The sequence below is a fragment of the Mucilaginibacter lappiensis genome, from assembly GCF_900155965.1.
In the GTDB taxonomy this organism is placed as follows: domain Bacteria; phylum Bacteroidota; class Bacteroidia; order Sphingobacteriales; family Sphingobacteriaceae; genus Mucilaginibacter; species Mucilaginibacter lappiensis.
In genome coordinates this window covers 303354-322098 of the sequence record NZ_FTMG01000003.1, presented here as the reverse complement: position 1 = coordinate 322098, position 18745 = coordinate 303354, and the positions used below count along the sequence as shown (strand labels likewise).

At 43.9% G+C, this 18745-nt stretch carries 14 protein-coding genes; 8 read left to right on the top strand and 6 right to left on the bottom strand.

Features of this window, described 5'->3' with window-relative positions:
- Nucleotides 1-65: 65 nt before the first annotated feature.
- The 4 genes from BW976_RS08610 to rhaT form a co-directional block, all read right to left on the bottom strand.
- Nucleotides 66-1460, bottom strand: coding sequence for an FGGY-family carbohydrate kinase (locus BW976_RS08610; RefSeq protein WP_076372444.1), 1395 nt, complete (start codon nucleotides 1458-1460; stop codon nucleotides 66-68).
- Nucleotide 1461: 1 nt separating this feature from the next.
- Entirely contained in the window at nucleotides 1462-2736 is a 1275-nt protein-coding gene (locus BW976_RS08605) for a sugar isomerase (protein ID WP_076372442.1), read from the bottom strand.
- Nucleotides 2737-2871: 135 nt separating this feature from the next.
- On the bottom strand, nucleotides 2872-4992 hold the full coding sequence (locus tag BW976_RS08600) for a bifunctional aldolase/short-chain dehydrogenase (protein ID WP_076372440.1): 2121 nt from the start codon (nucleotides 4990-4992) through the stop codon (nucleotides 2872-2874).
- Nucleotides 4993-5054: 62 nt separating this feature from the next.
- Nucleotides 5055-6134, bottom strand: coding sequence for an L-rhamnose/proton symporter RhaT (rhaT, locus tag BW976_RS08595; RefSeq protein ID WP_076372438.1), 1080 nt, complete (start codon nucleotides 6132-6134; stop codon nucleotides 5055-5057).
- Between the two features lie 409 nt (nucleotides 6135-6543).
- Between rhaT and BW976_RS08590 the strand changes: the two genes are divergently transcribed.
- Nucleotides 6544-8040, top strand: a complete 1497-nt coding sequence (locus tag BW976_RS08590) for a gluconokinase (RefSeq protein ID WP_076372436.1) — start codon at nucleotides 6544-6546, stop codon at nucleotides 8038-8040.
- A 10-nt stretch (nucleotides 8041-8050) separates the two neighbouring features.
- Here BW976_RS08590 and BW976_RS08585 read toward each other — a convergent pair whose 3' ends face one another.
- Together BW976_RS08585 and BW976_RS08580 are read right to left on the bottom strand one after the other, a co-directional pair.
- Nucleotides 8051-9244 (bottom strand): GTP-binding protein, encoded by a 1194-nt coding sequence (locus BW976_RS08585; protein ID WP_076372434.1) that lies wholly within the window; start codon nucleotides 9242-9244, stop codon nucleotides 8051-8053.
- Nucleotides 9245-9349: 105 nt separating this feature from the next.
- The gene (locus tag BW976_RS08580; RefSeq protein ID WP_076372432.1) at nucleotides 9350-9982 is read right to left on the bottom strand and encodes a phosphatase PAP2-related protein; all 633 of its coding nucleotides are present in this window, start codon (nucleotides 9980-9982) and stop codon (nucleotides 9350-9352) included.
- Between the two features lie 141 nt (nucleotides 9983-10123).
- Here BW976_RS08580 and BW976_RS08575 point away from each other — a divergent pair, with 141 nt between their 5' ends.
- From BW976_RS08575 to BW976_RS08545, 7 genes are all read left to right on the top strand, one after another.
- Nucleotides 10124-10516: a MerC domain-containing protein gene (locus tag BW976_RS08575; RefSeq protein ID WP_076372818.1), complete on the top strand. Its 393-nt coding sequence runs from the start codon at nucleotides 10124-10126 to the stop codon at nucleotides 10514-10516.
- Nucleotides 10517-10643: 127 nt separating this feature from the next.
- The gene (locus BW976_RS08570) at nucleotides 10644-11090 is read left to right on the top strand and encodes a Fur family transcriptional regulator (protein WP_076372430.1); all 447 of its coding nucleotides are present in this window, start codon (nucleotides 10644-10646) and stop codon (nucleotides 11088-11090) included.
- A complete protein-coding gene (locus BW976_RS08565) occupies nucleotides 11087-11917 on the top strand; it encodes an N-acetylmuramoyl-L-alanine amidase family protein (protein ID WP_076372428.1) in 831 nt (276 codons plus the stop codon). Before BW976_RS08570 ends, BW976_RS08565 begins: the two co-directional genes overlap by 4 nt.
- Nucleotides 11918-12255: 338 nt before the next feature.
- On the top strand, nucleotides 12256-14550 hold the full coding sequence (locus BW976_RS08560) for a glycoside hydrolase family 20 protein (protein ID WP_076372426.1): 2295 nt from the start codon (nucleotides 12256-12258) through the stop codon (nucleotides 14548-14550).
- 145 nt (nucleotides 14551-14695) lie between these two features.
- A complete protein-coding gene (locus BW976_RS08555) occupies nucleotides 14696-16135 on the top strand; it encodes a serine/threonine protein kinase (RefSeq protein ID WP_084192126.1) in 1440 nt (479 codons plus the stop codon).
- A 79-nt stretch (nucleotides 16136-16214) separates the two neighbouring features.
- Nucleotides 16215-17177 carry a hypothetical protein gene (locus tag BW976_RS08550; protein ID WP_076372424.1) on the top strand — a complete coding sequence of 321 codons (963 nt, stop codon included), beginning with the start codon at nucleotides 16215-16217 and terminating at the stop codon, nucleotides 17175-17177.
- 90 nt (nucleotides 17178-17267) lie between these two features.
- On the top strand, nucleotides 17268-18719 hold the full coding sequence (locus BW976_RS08545) for a PP2C family protein-serine/threonine phosphatase (RefSeq protein WP_076372422.1): 1452 nt from the start codon (nucleotides 17268-17270) through the stop codon (nucleotides 18717-18719).
- The last annotated feature ends 26 nt before the right edge of the window (nucleotides 18720-18745 follow it).

Below are 18745 nucleotides of genomic sequence, written 5' to 3'. Positions count from 1 at the left end.
AATCTATTGTGCGATAGATATTGCGAAGAAGATGCTTCCCTCCGTTCAGCATGACAAAATTTCCTCTATTTTAAAGTCGCGTCACTCTGCACCCCCGAATAATATTTCAATTCGATAAGGTCATGTGGCAATGGTTTGGTGTTCCAGGCCTGGTGGATGGCCAGCGCGGTACCTACAGCTGTGGCTTGTGCCATGGATGCGGCATAAACTTCCTGATTTGGAAAGGCGAATGCCAGCAGGTGCATAAATACGGTGTTTTTACTAAAGCCGCCATCTACAAATATTCGTTGTACTTTGCAGCCCTGTAATACATATCCGGTTGAGATGGCTTGCTGTTGTATAATATCCATCATCAGCTGATGATACGCTTCGATATCTGTTTTAAAATCATGCAGATCGCGCTGTTCAAAAACTGATTTTTGTAGTTCGCCGTCCTGGGGGTGAACCTGTAAAGCTGTTTGAGTTTGTAGTTGTGTAACAATAGCCGGTTCAAAAGTCATAGTGCGGTACCTGATCGCATCCTGGTTAAAATGGATGGCGATGCGTTTTACCTGCTGTTCATAATCGTAACCACTAAATAAACGCGACGCTTTAACCGGGCTGCCTTTGTATTGCAGATAGTTGAGACAATCGTGCTTCAGTTCATCTTCAGTAAGTGGTGTTTGATTAAAAGGGTTCAGGCTGATAGACCAGGTGCCGGTTGATATCAGCACAAAGGGCATATTGAAGTTCACCAGGTAGGGGATAAGTGCTGCGGAGCTATCATGCAGCCCGATACCCACGCTGTAGGTACTCCCCGGAAATATCGCCGGAAGCGCCGCATCTGAAGGTTTAAGGGGCGCCATTTTAGGCAGGATGCCTTCCTTTTCAACCCAGTTGTGATAGTTGTTTTTGCTGAAATCCCAAAGGGCTGTATGGCAGCCGATACTGGTGAGGTCGGTTATCATCTGGCCACTGAGCAGGTAGCTCATGTACTGCGGCAGATGCAGCGCGTATTTTATCTTTTTAAACACCTCTGGCTGTTGGTATTTAAGCCGGTAAAGCTGCAAGCCTGAGTTCAGATTGCCTAAAACAGGTGAGGCGGTTTCACGCGCAAACCGGACTTCATCACCGTAGGTCTCATAAAACTGCCTGCCTAATTCAGGCGGATATGGTTTAAGATAATTATACAAAGGGGTAAGCGGGTTGCCGCTGTCATCAACATATACAAAACTGGCTCCGTAGGTGGAGAAATTGACTGCTTTGAGGTCAAATTCTTTATGCTTGAATATCTCGCGCAAGGAATCAAATACCGATAACCGTAGGCTGTCCAGGTTTTCGCAGGCATCTCCATCCTCGTCATGTGTTTCGGTAAAGCGGGCCGTTCTTTCAAAAACTATTTTATAGTTCTCGTCAAAAAGGAATAACTTTTTATTGGTTTTACCCACATCAAAAACAGCTATAACGGGTATCGGCGCCATATTATAAACCTGTTGATACGGCTAACGCGCCACGTTCGTTGATCAGCTGTTTACGTACTGCTTGTTGCCGGTATACGTCAAGTGGTTGCAACGCACCACCAGCCCTTAAGCGCGATTCGGCCAGCAGCGGGCGTACATCCGTGCGGTAGGCATGTTGTAAAATTTCCTGGGCCAGTACCACATCATTTTGTTGCTGAGCCTGTTTTAATGCTTGCTGATCAACTAATAATGCCTGCGTATAGGCTATTTTAATGGCTTCAACAGATTGCAGCAGGTCCTCCACCGGATCTTTGATATTGTGCGAAGCGTCAATCATCCAGCCAATGCCGGTAGCGTGGTTCATGCCGCGCGCATCCATACCTTCTACCAATTCATTAAATATCAGGAACAATTGGTATGGGTTTATGCTGCCCACGGTAAGGTCGTCATCACCGTATTTAGAGTCATTGAAATGAAAACCTGCCAGTTTGCCTTCCATCAGTAAAAGGGATACAATTTGCTCGATATTGGCGCCTTGTAAATGATGACCCAGATCAACCAGCGTTTGCGCTTGATTGCCCAATTTGGATGCCAAAAGATATGATTGTCCCCAATCGCCAATGGTGGTCGAGTAAAAATTAGGCTCATATGGTTTATATTCTATCCAAAGCTTCCAGTCGGCAGGCAGGGCCTCATAAATTTCCTGTAGGCTCTTTAGGGTACGTTCAAACGCTCCGCGCATATTGAGTTGTCCCGGGAAGTTTGATCCGTCTGACAGCCAAAGCGATAAAGCTTTAGAATGCAGTTCGATACCATAGTTGATTACCTCTATATTATGCTCAACGGCTTGCTTGCGCACTGCTTTATCTACATGGTGCAAGGAACCGTATTTATAACTATGTTGCTGGGAGGATTGATCCTGGAAAGTATTGGAGTTTACGGCATCAAAATGTAAACCAAGCTGGGCGGCCAGCGCTTTGACGGAAGTTGCATTGTCGGGTATGTCCCAGGGGATATGCAGGGATATGGAGTTACTGCTTTTGTTTAAAGCATGTATTAAACCTACGTCTTCTATCTTTTCTTCCAGGCTGCGGGGTTCACCACCGCCCGAGAAACGACCGAAGCGTGTACCTCCGGTACCTAATGCCCAACTCGGTATAGCTATCTGAAAATTGCCCAGTTTTTTGAGGATGATATCCAAGTCTTTTATATCGGCAGCCACAAAATCAAACCTTCGCTGGTGCGCGGCTTGTTGTTTGTGGTTGGCGTCGTCAATTATGCTCTTCTCTAATTGCATGATTATTGGTTTGTAATAATGTATTGTTAGAACCATGTCATTGCGAGGAACGACGAACCAATCTCCTCCCTCGCTTACAAACAAGTGAGGAGATTGCCACGCTTCGCTCGCAATGACATGGTTGGTTTTATCTCTCTACCTCACAAAAGCCATCGCCACACCGCCATCGACATTCAATACATTGCCTGTTGATTTGCTGAGCAGGCCGCCGGTAAAGGCAAAGCAGGCATCGGCAATATCGGCTGGCAATATGATTTGGTTTAACAGGGTACGTTTGGCATAGTAAGCTGGTAATTCTTCCACAGTAATACCATAAGCTTTAGCCCTGCCTTCGGCCCATCCGCCGGCCCATATATTGCTGTCGCTGATCACCGCATCAGGGTTCACCACATTTACGCGTATCCCATCAGTACCCAGTTCAGCAGCATTCAGCCTGCTCAGATGCAGTTGTGCGGCTTTCGCCGAGCCATAGCCCGCATTGTTAGGACCGCTTACCAGGGCATTCTTACTTACTATATTGATAACATCACCGCCAATATCCTGTTTTTTCATTACGGCCACAGCGGCCTGGGTAATAAAAAACTGACCTTTCACCAGCACATCATATAATAGATCCCAGTCTTGCTCGGTATGGTCGGCAATAGATTTGGATATGGACAGGCCTGCGTTGTTCACCACAATATCAACTCCGCCAAAAGCTAAGGCCGCAGTTTCTAAAGCGGCATTGATCTGCTCGCTTTTGGTCACATTCAGCACAGTAGTAGTGTAGGAGTCTTTACCGTATTGCTTTTTAAATTCTTCGGCAGCAGCTTCCATGCGTTCGGTGTTGATATCGTTGAGGATCACCACGGCGCCTTCGTCTACAAACTTTTTGGCTATGGCTTTGCCAATACCGCCGGCGCTGCCTGTAATCAGGGCTATTTTGCCGGATAAGGCTTTTGGCTTCGGCATCCGTTGTAGTTTCGCTTCTTCCAATAACCAGTATTCTATATCAAAAGCTTCCTGGCGCGGTAATGAAGTATATTCAGAAATAGCTTCGGCACCTTTCATTACGTTGATGGCATTGGTATAAAACTCGGCGGCTACACGTGCGGTTTGTTTGTCTTTAGAGAACGAGAATAAACCCACACCCGGGTAAAGGATGATCACGGGGTTGGTATCCCTGATAGTCGGACTGTTATCATGCTTGCAGGTATTGTAATAGTCGGTATACATTTGGCGATAGGCAGCAAATGCAGGTGCCAGGCGTGCCTGTAATGCCTTTACATCACTCAAGTCCTCGTTGGGTTGAAGATCCAACACCAGTGGACTGATCTTGGTGCGCAAAAAATGATCCGGACAACTGGTTCCTAAAGGAGCCAAACGGGCAAGGTCATGGGAGTTGATAAACTCCAATACACGGGCATCGTCCGTGAAATGACCGATCATATGTTTTTCGCTTGAACAAAAACCACGTAGGATAGGTGCAATAGCTGCAGTCTGCTTTTTACGGTTTGCCTCATCCAGACTTTGTATCTTTTGTCCGCCAAATATCGTGGTTTTTTTACCGTAGTTTTCTTCCAGGTATTCGGCACAGCGTTCTATAACTTCCAGCGTGTTCATGTAGCTTTCATAAGCGGTATCGCCCCAGGTAAATAACCCGTGCGACCCCAGCATAATACCACGGATTCCCGGATTTTCGTCAAGGCATTGTTTGAGTTGTAAGCCGAGCTCAAAGCCCGGTTTTTTCCACTCCACCCAGCCAATAGTGCCGTTAAATAGCTCCTGGGTTATTTTCTTGCCATCTTTAGCCGCTGCAATAGCGATGGCTGCATCGGGGTGCAGGTGATCGATATGTTTAAAAGGTAAAAAGCCATGCAGCGGGGTATCAATAGATGGCGCTTTGGAAGCCAGGTCATATATGCAATGGTTAAAAAGTTCTACCATTTCATCCTCATGTTCTACTCCGCGGTAAACGTTTTTAAGGCTGCGCAGGCGGTCGACGTACAATGCTGCCAGTCCACTTTTTTTGAGTGTGCCGATGTCGCCACCCGAGCCTTTGATCCACATCACCTCTACCTCGCTACCGGTGAGCGGATCTTTTGAAATGACCTTGCAGGAGGTATTACCCCCGCCGTAATTGGTAAGTCGCAGATCGGCCCCTAACAGGTTCGACCGATATATTAACAGGGCAACTTCATCCCCCGCCAACCTGGCGGCTTCGGCATCATCCCACAGATAGCTTACGTGTTTGAATGGTGTTGTTCTGACAGACATATATTTTAATTGTTGAATTATTGAGTTAATGAATTAATAATTTGGATTACTGAATGTTTTGATTACTTGATTGAGTTGCCATAGCCAACTACCAATACCGATAGTATAATGACCGCTATGCCGGCTATTACGGTGGCAAAAGCTCTTTTGCTTACGCCTTTCCATTCTTTTAATATAAGCCCCCACATGTTGGCTATCAGGATAATGAAGGCCATATGCAGTATCCAGGAGCTGGCACCGTTGCCCATTTTACTTTCGCCCATGCCATAAAAAAAGAACTGTAAGAACCAGGTAGTACCAGCCAATGCCGCAAACAGGTAGTTTTTAAGCAAGGGCGTTTTTTTATCGGTGTAATTGCCGAAGGTTTTGTTACGGGCATTTAATACCATACACCATATAAAGTTGGTAGTTAAGCCGCCCCACAGTATAATAATGTAGGTAACGTTATTCTGGAACAGAAAATTACCCTGTGCCGGATGCGAAGCCTGCCAAAGTTGATTGGCGGTATCGGCCATACTTTTACCAGCCTCTATACCAAAATTAAAACAGGCACTCAATACGCCGGATACAATAGCCACCAGTATGCCTAGGCCAAAGCGGTAATCTTTATTTTCTTGTGCTATACTTCCATTAGCAGATAGTTCTTTCTCCTTCATCATACCGGCTTTACCACATATTACAATGCCCACCACGCATAGCAGAACGCCCAGCAGTACCATTTGCCCCCAGGACGAATGTAGCATCATGCTAAAAGTATCCTTGCCAGCTTTTGGGAAAAAATCGTAATAAACTGACGGTATCAACGCGCCAAAAACGGAGCAAAGACCCAATATAATGGTGCTACCAAGAGACACTCCTAGATATCGTACCCCTAAGCCATAGGTGAGGCCACCGACACCCCAGAGCAGGCCCATGAGGTATGTCCATCCGATGACAGAACCTTCGGTATGGCCAATGATATCTGCAAAACCCGGAATGGTTAACCAGGCTGCCAGCGGAGGCACAATAAACCACGAAAAAATTCCACCCACTATCCAGTAGCTTTCCCAGGCCCAACCCTTAATTTTTTTATAAGGGATATAAAAGCTCCCCGAGGCAAAGCCGCCGATAAAATGGAAGAAAACTCCAAAGATGATTTGCATATACGAACAGGTTTATATTGGTAAAGCTAATTTATGGAATAAATAAGCTGAAACTGTCATGGACTGTCATGGGAGCCTCAACCCGGCCATCTCCAAAGGAGCGCAAGTGCGATGAAAAAGAACGAGAGATGGTGCGATTCTCCTCAAGAGGGGAGCTTGATCGATAAAATAACCTCTTGCCAGCACCGAGGGGCTCCCGGCCGGGAGCAGGTATAAAAAGTGGGTTTACATGGTTTACACTTTTTATGGTTAATATTTATTTATTTAATTGATATTCAGATATTTGTGTTGATTTTAATGGTGAAATGTGTAAACCCACTTTATAGACTTTTTGGCGTCCCCAAATTTGTTGGTTACAAACCATTTATCTTTTCGTCCTTTATCTTTTTATCCTAATTTAGGACTTGATATGCAACCATACATTTTAGGTATAGATATTGGTACAGGCAGCACCAAAGCGGTGGCCGTAGCTTTAACCGGGAAAGCTTTGGGTTTGGTACAAAATCATTATCCCATTAATAGTCCCGAGCCCGGTTACAGTGAGCAGGATCCGCTATTGATATGGCAGGCTTTTGTAAAATGCATGCAGGAAATTACAGATCAGATAGGTTATGCACCTGCCGCGGTAAGTTTTAGCAGCGCCATGCACAGTATTATCCCTGTAGATGAAAGAGGAGCGCCTCTATCGCCCATGATCACCTGGGCCGACTCGAGAAGTGAGCATATTGCACAGGAACTGAGGGTTTCGGCTCAAGGATCTGAAATATATCGTATCACAGGTACACCGATTCATGCTATGTCGCCCTTGTGTAAGCTCATTTGGCTGCGTACCCATAAACCGGAGGTATTTATACCAACGGATAAATTTATATCGATCAAGGAGTTTATTTGGTTCAAGCTTTTTGGAAGTTTTGAAATTGATTATTCCATTGCTTCGGCTACAGGCCTGTTTGATATATTAAAACTGGATTGGAGTACCGAAGCCTGCGCTTTGGCTGGTATCTCAGCTAATAAATTGTCAATTCCCAGAAATACCACCTACTATCGTGACGATCTGAACAGGGATACAGCTGCTTTGCTGAATATCTCGCCACAAACCAGCTTTGTTATTGGCGCGAGCGACGGATGTTGCGCCAATTTGGGTAGTCAGACCACCGGACCGGGCATCGCGGCGCTTACCATTGGCACCAGTGGTGCGGTACGCATTACCAGTCCCAAACCGGTATACAATTTCGCGGGCATGACCTTTAACTATTTACTTAACCAGGATACTTTTGTATGTGGCGGCGCGGTAAACAACGGAGGCATAACCATAAACTGGCTGCTGCAAAACTTTCTGCAAAAGGAAAAACTAGCCCCGGCAGATTACGACGAATTATTTGCGACAATTGATACCATCCCTGCCGCAAGCAATGGATTGATATTTTTACCTTATTTATATGGTGAACGTGCACCACTTTGGGATACCCAGACCAGCGGCGCGTTTTTAAATATAAAACCCGCCCACACTCGTGCCCATTTTTTAAGGGCGACGCTGGAAGGGGTTTGTTTTGCCTTGTACGATGTATTGAAAACAGTAGAGGATGCCTCGGTGAATATTACCCAGGTAAACATTAGCGGCGGCTTTGTAAGTTCAGCTACCTGGACACAGATTCTGGCCGATATTACCGGTAAAAGACTGGTGGTATTGCAACCGGAAGATGCATCGGCGGTAGGTGCCATTTACCTCGCCGTGCAGGTACTGCACCCTGAAAGCTATGAACAGCTAACACATATAGATAATCAGACAGTTATTGAACCCAGTGCTCAAAACCATGAGCGGTACAGCAAATTATTTCCGACGTTTAAAAAGCTGTACCGTGATCTCATGGATTCAATGCACCGACTGCATGAATTGGATATTTAAAAAGGGGGATTTATTGGTTAAAAGGATCGGCGAAGGCTTTTCCAGCTAAAAGGTCCAGAAATTCGGCATCGGTGATCAGGCAATTGTTTAGCTCTTGTGTTAATTCTTCTTTATTTAAGTGCTCGCCTATAAAAACCAGTTCGTTATGGCGATCGCCGAATTCTTTCGACCAGTTTTTTTCAATCAGCTCCCGGTTCTCTACAAAGTCGTGAAACTTAATACGTTTTTGATAAGGCATGCTGGCCCACCAAACACCGGCATTCTCCAGGCGCGACGAGCCTCCTGCCTGCGAAAAATTCAAGGCATCATCAGGAGCTGAAGCAATCCAGAACAAACCTTTGGAGCGGATAATGTTTTGCGGGAAATCATGGTGCAGGTAATGATAAAATCTTTCGGGGTGAAACGGCTTTTTTGATCGGAATACGGTTGAGCTTATACCATATTCCTCGGTTTCGGGCGTGTGCTCACCGTTCAGTTCTTTGATCCATCCGGCCGATTGTGATGCTTTATCAAAATCAAATAGTCCGGTGTTCAGGATCTCCACAGGATCGATTTTTCCAAATTGGGTATACAATATTTTAGCGCCGGGGTTTAGTTTGGTGATCACGGCTTCCAATACTTTTACCTCTTTGGATGATACCAAATCGGTTTTGTTGAGCAGGATCACATCGGCAAATTCAATTTGATCGGTAAGCAGGTTAACGATGGTACGGCGATCGTTGGGATCATCTACCAAATCGCGGTTTAGTAATAGTTCAGAGCTGCCAAAATCTTTATAAAAATTAAAGCAATCCACTACAGTAACCATGGTATCCAGCACCGAAAAACGACTCAGATCGATGCCTGCTTCTTCATCAGCAAAATTAAACGTTTGGGCAATGGGTATGGGTTCGGAGATACCTGTACTTTCAATTAGCAAGTAATCAAACCTGCCTTCTTTGGCCAATTTTTCTACCTCAATCATCAAATCCTCGCGCAGGGTACAGCAAATACAACCATTGCTCATTTCTACCAGCTTTTCTTCGGTGCGAGATAGTGTTTTTTGATTGGCCACCAGTTGAGCATCAATATTTACCTCGCTCATATCATTAACTATAACAGCTACTTTCAGGTTTTGCTTGTTATGCAGTATATGATTGAGTAGGGTTGTTTTGCCGCTGCCTAAAAAACCGCTGAGAACGGTTACCGGTAATTTCTTTTCCATCGCTTATTATTTGAGGCAAATATAAGTGATTTAAATTTAAATGCAATTATGTTGCATTTAAAAAAAGAAACATAAATTATCTGTAAAGAATAGAATTTCTAATAATTACAGGTCAAAAGCCCGGGCAAAGCGGTAGCAACAGTAAACTATTACCGGAGCGGCCAATACATCCATAGTGTAATGGATGTGTTGTACAAGTAGTAGTGCCATTACAATTAAAGCTGCAATAAGCGCGATGATTTTATCCCGTTTTTTTTCAAGGTGAAGGAAAATGAGTACCATGGTGGAGGTGTGCCCCGAAAAGAAGAGGTCCTTGGTGATAGCGGCATGCCCATAAAAATAGCTGGTAAGCGGATCAACCAGGGGAACGAGGCCCGCAGGAGGATCAAGTTTTACCAACGTGAGTGATATGAAACGGGCAATACAAACAAAAATCATCGTCCAGATGTAGGTAGTGCAGATGGCTGGTTTATAAAAAGCTCTTACAGCCATCAGGATACCCATGCCCCATATAAGGGCAAAAATAGGTATCGAAACATCATAAGCAGGTAAATGGGTAAGCACCCAGTCATTAAGTACTATGCCATTACGGTCTTCAATTCCTCTGAAAAAACCAGGCATAATATTAATAATAGCCGTTATGAGGATACTGCCAATGAGTAGCTTCACTTGCTTTAAGCTGGTGTCATAAGCGGTTAACCAGTTTTGTTTTAATCTATATAGAGCGGTATTGGGCACAGTTTATATATGGATAATGTGTTCAAAAATAACTTATTGACGTCAATATTAAGTACTTGTTACTAAATAGTTAAAATAAATCCTGTAAAAATATGAAATTAAACTGATGCAATGATGTTGCGTTTTGTTTTATATTTGCGCATGAATATTCCCAAAAATGCGTCCCGGCTTGATCATATCGGAATAACAGCATCAACTTTGTGTGCCATACATTGCGCTATAGTACCGGTGCTGTTTACCAGCTTGCCGCTGTTAGGTTTGGGGTTTTTGGCTAATGTTTGGATAGAATGGGGGATGATCCTGCTGGCGTTAACTATCGGAACGTACTCTATAGGCTTGTCTTACCTGCGCATACACAAACGATTATTACCCTTATGCTTACTGATAGCAGGTTTTGCCATTATTTTGTTGGGACATGTGTTTGTACATGGCTGGCCCGAAGTAATTATAGTACCAACCGGTGGATTGCTGATTACAGCTGCACATTTTATAAATTATAAATATACCGGTACCTGCAAATATTTAATAAAATAAAAAGGTTAAATTCCTGTATGTGAGTGATATAGGTTATAGCCGTGAACTTTTAGCATTTAACCAAACCTTATTTTAAACCATTAGTTATTCTTGTTAAATTTGTACTCTTTATATTATCCCTAAGTAAATGGCACAAACCCGCAATAATTTTCATTTTGAAGATTTGCTCAACAAGCATCATTTAAAAAAGACCGCGCCGAGGCTCAGGGTTTTATCCATGATGTCGTCGAGAAGTGCAGCTACTTCCCAGCCGGATCTGGAAAGTGTGATGAGCGACATTGACCGTGTTACGCTCTATCGCATCCTGAACGCCTTTGAAGAAAAGGGGATTATCCATAAGGTATTTGATTTAAATGGTACGGCTAATTATGCACTGTGTACTTCCAATTGCGACGAAGGTCATCACCACGATGACCACCTGCATTTTAATTGTACCAATTGTAAAAACGTTTATTGTCTGGACGAACTGCATCTGCCAACAATAACTCTCCCCCCTGGATTTGAACCCACAGGTTTTACCCTATATGCTACCGGCTTATGCCCAAAATGCAGTAAAAAAGCGGTTAAAAAATGATCCTTAATAAAAAGCTTTTCTACATCAGTATCAACTGCGGGCTATTATTTTTACTTCTTAGCCTTTGTTCGTTTACCCCTGGCAGGGACACTATTCCATCTACTTCTACTTTTAAATTTAAAACCATTATTATTGATGCCGGTCACGGTGGTAAAGATCCAGGTGCCCGCGGATCATACTCTAATGAAAAAACAGTAACACTGGCCATCGCCAAAAGATTAAAGGCAGCTATTGATTCGCAGATCACCAGCGTTAAAACCATCATGACGCGTACTGATGATACTTTTATTCCGCTCAATCAACGATCAGCCATTGCCAATCAGAATCATGGTAACCTGTTCATCTCTATACACTGTAATTCATCGCCTGAAGGCAACGCAGCCATAGCACACAAAAGAAAGGGCGTATTATTACTGGTTTATGGTTTCCACCGCTTAAAAGAGCAGGAAGAAGCGGTGCGTGAAAACTCCTCCATATTTATTGAAAAAGATTACAAGCAAAATTATGAGAGCTATGACGAAAGCGATCCGTCCAACCTCATCATCCTCAATGCTTATATTCAAAAATACCGCAAGCAAAGCATCCTTTTTGGCGATTTGCTGAATACCGAGTTTGTAGATACCAATGGCCGCGAAAGTAACGGTGTAAAGGAGCAAGGCGTATTGGTATTGGCCCACAGCGCTATGCCAGCCGTGCTCATCGAAACAGGTTTTATCAATAATCCCGAGGAAGAGGATTATCTGAATTCACCCGAGGGGCAAAATGAGATCGTTCAGTCCATCATCAGGGCTATTAACAACTATAAGAAAGCGATAGGGGCTTTTTAGGGGGTGAGAGTTTATGATCAGACATTGATCAAATTTGAGTGGCCATAGCATGAAGTATAGTCAACTCACCCGATCTACGCTTCGCTGGACCACCCTCTCTTCGGCTTCGCCGGAAAGAGGGTATAAAAAAATAAAAGTGTAAAATCCCCTCTCGCCAATGTTGGTGTTGTCACCAACATTCTACTGCTCGGTCAGTGATAATAAGTTGTTGGTGACAACACCAACATTGGCGAGAGGGGTGACAAGCGCAGCGACGTTGGGGGGAGTCAATACCGTCCTGTAATCAGATTAAAATATCACCATAAACAACTATATTCGGCTTTAACAACTCTACGCCGATGATCAATACCTGCACTGCCATTTTTAAAAATATTTGTTATACGCTATGCCTTTGTTTACTGATGAGTGCAGTACATGCCCAGATCAAAGAGCAGGGTATTATACCTCAGCCTTATCAGATACAAAAAAATGGTGCAGCATTCAGGTTTTCACCCACAGAGACTATAGGTATCGGAGAAGGTATTAGTCCAGACAATTTGACCTTTTTTAACCAATACTTTCATCAACTGGCAGGGTATAGCTTATCATTCAAAAAAACGACTGCTCCATCCATCCAATTAAATATCGACTCTAGTAAGATTACAGAGCCAGAAGGCTATCACTTAGCCGTAACTTCAAAACGGATCAGCATTATCGGGCATGACCAGGCAGGCGTGTTTTATGGTTTGCAATCACTGGTGCAATTGCTGCATCAATCAAACGGAAGGGTAACCGTACAAGGGTGTACCATCGAGGATCGTCCGCGGTTTGCTTACCGGGGGATGCATCTGGATGTGTGCCGTCATTTTTTTAAAGTAGATGCCATTAAAAAATGGATCGATATGTTGGCTCTCTACAAGATCAATACTTTTCACTGGCACCTCACCGACGATCAGGGTTGGCGTATCGAGATCAAAAAATACCCTCTGCTGCAAAGTATTTCGGCCTATCGTGATGAAACCATTATTGGTCATAAAAAGGATAGCCCGCACCGGTTTGATGGTAAACGTTATGGCGGTTACTACACCCAGGATGAAGTAAAAGCTGTAGTTGCTTACGCCGCACAAAGACATATCAGCATTATCCCTGAAATAGAAATGCCGGGCCACGCGCTGGCAGCACTGGCTGCTTATCCCGAATTGGGCTGTACCGGAGGGCCTTACAAAACAGCCACTTATTGGGGTATTTTTGATGATGTGTATTGTGCCGGCAACGAGCAAACATTTACCTTTTTGCAAAATGTGCTGGATGAAGTTTTGCCGCTATTTCCATCAAAATATATTCATATTGGTGGAGATGAATGCCCTAAAACAAAATGGAAAACCTGCCCTAAATGCCAGCGGCGTATTAAAGACGAGCATTTGAAAGATGAGCATGAGTTGCAAAGCTATTTTATCGGTCGGATGGAAAAGTACCTGAACAGCAAAGGCCGCCAGATTATTGGCTGGGACGAGATACTGGAAGGCGGACTTGCCCCGGGCGCCACCGTAATGAGCTGGACAGGTGAGGAGGGAGGCATTGCTGCGGCCAAGCTTCATCATAATGCTATCATGACACCCGAAAAATACGTTTACCTGGATTATTATCAGTCCTTGTACCCGAGTGAGCCATTGGCCGGAGGAGGTTATACACCTTTGAGTAAAGTTTATAATTACGAGCCCATAACCAAAGAATTGAGCGGTGACGAAGCCAAATATATTAAAGGTGTGCAAGCCAACGCCTGGAGCGAATACCTGGCCAGCACAGCACAAGCCGAACACCAGATATTTCCGCGGATACTGGCTTTAGCCGAAATTGGGTGGACAGCGAAGCAAAATAAAAGCTATCCGAATTTTTTGAAACGGCTGCGCTACGAACAACCATTACTCAAACAATTAAATATCAATGCTGCTGATACTTTTGACGAAATTACTGATAGCGTAACCGAATCGGCAGATCATCAGGTACAACTTGCACTGATAAGTACTTTACCCAGCGGCCAAATCTATTATACCATCGATGGGACTGTGCCTGGGTTAAAAAGCAAAAGGTATAATAAGCCGTTTATAGTATCCACATCAGGCCAAATAAAGGCAGTCGTATTTAACGGAGCAAAGCAATACGGGCGTGTTTATGAAAAAGATTTTCATCTTCATAAAGCCATTGGTAAAACGGTAACGCTGGTCAATCAACCACAAGGTGGTTATAATCCCGGCAACACATTTGGCCTGGTGAACGGAGTTTTTGGCAGTAAACTGTATAATGACGGGCAATGGTATGGTTTCAATGGCGATGATCTGGAGGCGGTGGTTGATTTAGGCAAAGTTCAGTCTGTATCACAACTGGGTATCAATATTTTAAAATATCACTGGCAAAAAATGTGGGAGCCTACGCTGCTCACCTTTGAAACATCGGCCGATGGCAAAACCTATACTGAAGCTTATCGCCAAACTACTTTTAATGATAATGGGATCAATGCGGTAAGGGCGAATTTAAAACCTACAAAAGCCAGGTACATCCGGGTAAAAGGGATCAATAAAGGCATTATTCCGCCAGGCGAATACATTGCCGGTGCTAAAGCCTGGCTAATGGTGGATGAATTGATGGTGAAGTAGATGTGCACATCTGCACATCAATCCCCCCATCCACATTTTTTTTCCTAATTTTATACCAAACACTAATGCGTGCGTTATGTTGAAATAATATAATGTTTATTATGAAGTTATTTTACACCGAAAGCACCGCGAGGACAACTACTCCATGAGCAAAGTATTTACAATAACCGAGGGTTTGGAGAATATGGGCGCTTTACGAACGGGCGGCCAGGGTTCAGTTTACAAAGGCAGGCGTTACGGCCCTATCATTACCGCGGTAAAGTTATTACCTACCCCTATCCATACCGAAAGTACCGACGATAAGAATTTTCGTAATTTTCAAAACGAGGTTGAAAAGTTAAAAAAGGTAAATGAAGAACCCAACCCTAATGTAGTTAAGATATTAAACTCAGGTATTACAGAAAGTGGCTCGTTCCCATTTATCGAAATGGAATTTATTGATGGCCCCGATTTGGAGGACCTGCTGAAACCACCGCACGAGCCCATCTTTACCATCAAAGAGATCATAAAACTGGCTGATCAATTGGCCAATGCACTCTCTCACTGTCATAAGGTTTCCGTAAAGCATGGCGATATCAAGAGCAATAATGTAAAGTTCAATATCCACACCGGTAATTATGTGCTATTGGATTTTGGTCTTTCGGCCATGTCTGATGATCAGCGCCGTACCAGTATCCGTCACGCCGGAGCCATCGAATTTATGGCGCCCGAGCAAAACGAAGGACTGATGTATTTTCAGACGGATGTGTACAGTTATGGCGTTATCCTGTATGAACTGATAGCTGGTCAAGTGCCGTTCCCGCTGCGTGATAATGGCGAAACCTCACGTAATGCCGTGATGTTGGCTCATATGGAATCGCCGGTGCCCGATGTGATGGAGCTGCGTAAAAACAACCTGCCAGAAAGCTGGACGGAGAAGAAAAAAGAGCACGAAATGCTGGTGCCTGCCTGGTTGCTGCAAATAGTGGCCAAGTGCCTTAAAAAAGATCCGGATGATAGGTTTGCTGATGGTATTGAGCTGCAAGAAACCCTGATGCACAGTAGTATATCGGCAGTAAGCAATAACCAGGGCGATGATACCTGGAATTCGTCCGTATTACTCAAAGAGAACGAGCGTTTGCAGGGCCTGCTTTTATATTACCAGGAAGCTGAGAATAATAAAGCTGTTCAGCCGGTGATCACTGAGGGGGCCGCAAAACCTGTAGACGATGGGAAGCAGGTGCGCATGTCGAAACCAATTTTTATATTGTTTATGTTCATGCTGTGCGGGTTTACCGTGTTTTCGGCAGTGGTGTTAAGCAAATATGGCGACAAGATATATCATGGGGTTTATAGCCGCCTTTTTAAATCGTCAAAAAAGCCGGTAGATTCTACTAAGAATGTTATCCTACCTCAAAAAAAGGAACCGGAAAAGCAACAGGATACAACAACCCCTGCTAATGATGAATCGGGTATACCGCCAGAGGTTGATTCGCAGGCCGACTCGATACTTAAGGGTATGAAATATAAGAAGTCGGGAAAAGAGGAACCCCAGTTTTATCGCGATAGCGCCAAAACCAAGGATACCTCCAATTTAAATTTTTAGCTTTCAATAGATCAAGGATTTAGAGAGTAAAGATCAAGGATTTAGAATTTACAGTTTAGTATTTAGAATTACATAAAGAATGGAACCAAAATCTACATTCTGGCAAAAGATAGGGCTGCAGGATTGGTTTTTACCAAACGGGAAACCAGCCAATGCGGCGGCCGAAACTATAAAAGCGCTTACACCCGATGATGTTTATTTATACATTATCGAAAAATTTAAAGAATCTATCGGTCAGCTTTCATTTGCTGATCGCGTAGTGTTTTACCACGAATTTATCATCAGCTTTAACGAAGAAGATTACCAGGAGTTTATCAACAACCGCTCTGGTCTTTTTGGTATCATCGTTAATGAATCGGTAAAAAAATTCTACGAGCTGCTGCGCGAGTATCAGGAAGTAGGTAAAAAGGTGGAACCCTCCAGCTCCAAATGGGTATTCCGGCTGGTTTCGCATCCCGATTATGCCAAAGGCGATAAAGGTTTTATCGGCAAGTTGTTACCCGGCAGTGATAAAAAAGAAGAAAACTTGCGGGTAACATTCATCCCCCGCCATACCGGTGTGGCCCAAACATTGGATATCAGTAATGATATACTCAAAGGCTTTACTTATTATAGCGAAGGTTATTATGAACTGCCTTACGCTTATGATCTAAACCATAAAGAAAAAGAAATTGACCGGCCCGGCGATAAGATATTAGCACGACTGGATACCATTATGCCCGATAAACAGTTTGTGGGCCGCAAAGTGGAGTTCCTGATAATGGATGACGATATTGTAGTATCAGGCAACGAAGAAAGCCGCGAAGAGCGCGCCATATTTAAAGTGCCAAGTGATTGGGTAAATACTCCGCACCTGCGTGTCAGATTGAACAAGGCCGATGGTAAATTTTACCTGGCTTCCTTTGGCGAGCTTACCTTAATTAACGAGAAGGAGGTGCCCCGCAGCGATGTAAACGCGCCGCAGTGGGTAGATCTTCCTTTTAACTCAAAAATATTGTTGAACGGCATCATTGGCATCAACTTATTTAAACCCGAAGTATAATGTCACAAATATTATCATTCGGGCTGTTGGCAATAGGCGTTTTATTATTAATGGCCCATTTTATCGACATCAAAAATTCCAGTAAAAACCATGGCAAATAATTTTTTCGGAATAACAGATATTGGCCGGCAGCGGGATAATAATGAGGATACCTTTATTGCCCAAAAATCCGGCGACGGCAATTTTATTATTGCCTGCGTAATTGATGGCGTAGGTGGTTACGTGGGGGGCGAAGTGGCAGCCGATATAGCACGCGAGTGTATCCTGGAACAGTTATCTTATATTGCTGGTGATGTGGTGCCTCTGCTGGTAAATACCATCAATATAGCCAACCAAAAAATATACGACAAAAAGAAAACGGACAAGCAATTAGAGAACATGGCTTGTGTGCTTACGCTGGCTGTTATCGATATTCAGAACAACCAGTTTTACTATGCACATGTAGGCGATACTCGTTTATATCTGCTCCGCGATCATACGCTCATTAAGATATCTAAAGACCATTCGTTCGTAGGCTTTCTGGAAGATTCCGGGCGATTGACGGAAGAAGCGGCCATGGATCACCCTAAACGGAACGAGATCAATAAGGCGCTTGGGTTTAATCCCGAAATATCCAAAGATCCGGATTTTGTAGAGACCGGGCATTCACCCTTTCTTCCCGGTGATACCCTGCTGGTTTGCAGTGATGGTTTGACCGACCTGGTGGACAAAAGCCTTATTACCGCTATACTGACGGGTAGTGACTCTATTGAAGAGAAAGGCAAAAGGTTGATAGACGCCGCCAATAGCAAAGGCGGAAAAGACAATGTTACCGTAGCCCTGGTTCAAAATGACAAGGCCCCGCGGCAGCATAGTGCAACTCGTCCGGCAACGGCAGTCGCGAAAGTTACCGATGAGATCGTCGACCCATTGGCACAACCCAAATTACCCGACGGCCCTGCTACCATACCGGTAAGGCAAAAAAGCAACCGAGGTAGCATGATCGTGCTTTTTATATTACTTGCACTGGCTTTAGCAGGTTTTTTATGGCAGTTTTGGCTTAATTATCAGTTGAAGCAAAATCCCGTGAAAACGTATGTAACACACGTTAAAGTAAAAAATGCACAGGAAATCAAACTGCAGGATACTATCAACAAATTGAAAGGCAAAACGCTCATATTGTCTGCTGCTGATTACCCAGAGCCTATTGTTTTAACCGATAGCCTGCATATTGATGGCGACAGTCTGTATATTAAAGCCAAAGGAAACATACTGTTTAAACGCGATTCCTTATATCACGGACCTGCGCTTACATTGGCGGCTACCTGTAAGTTTATCGTGCTGGATAGCGTAGCTTTTGAAGGGTTCAAAATAACAATTACTACGCATAACGATGCCCTGGTATTAAAACACGTGGTATTTAATAATTGTGAAGCACCTGTGCAAACATCGTACAGCTTCCCTGCCAATAAACAGGTTTCAGGCAGATTGTTTGGAGGCATGTTCAAAATAGACAGCTTACCGGGAAGCAAGAATCAAGAATCAGGAATCAAGAAAAAATAATAGTATGATGAGATATTTTCTTTACT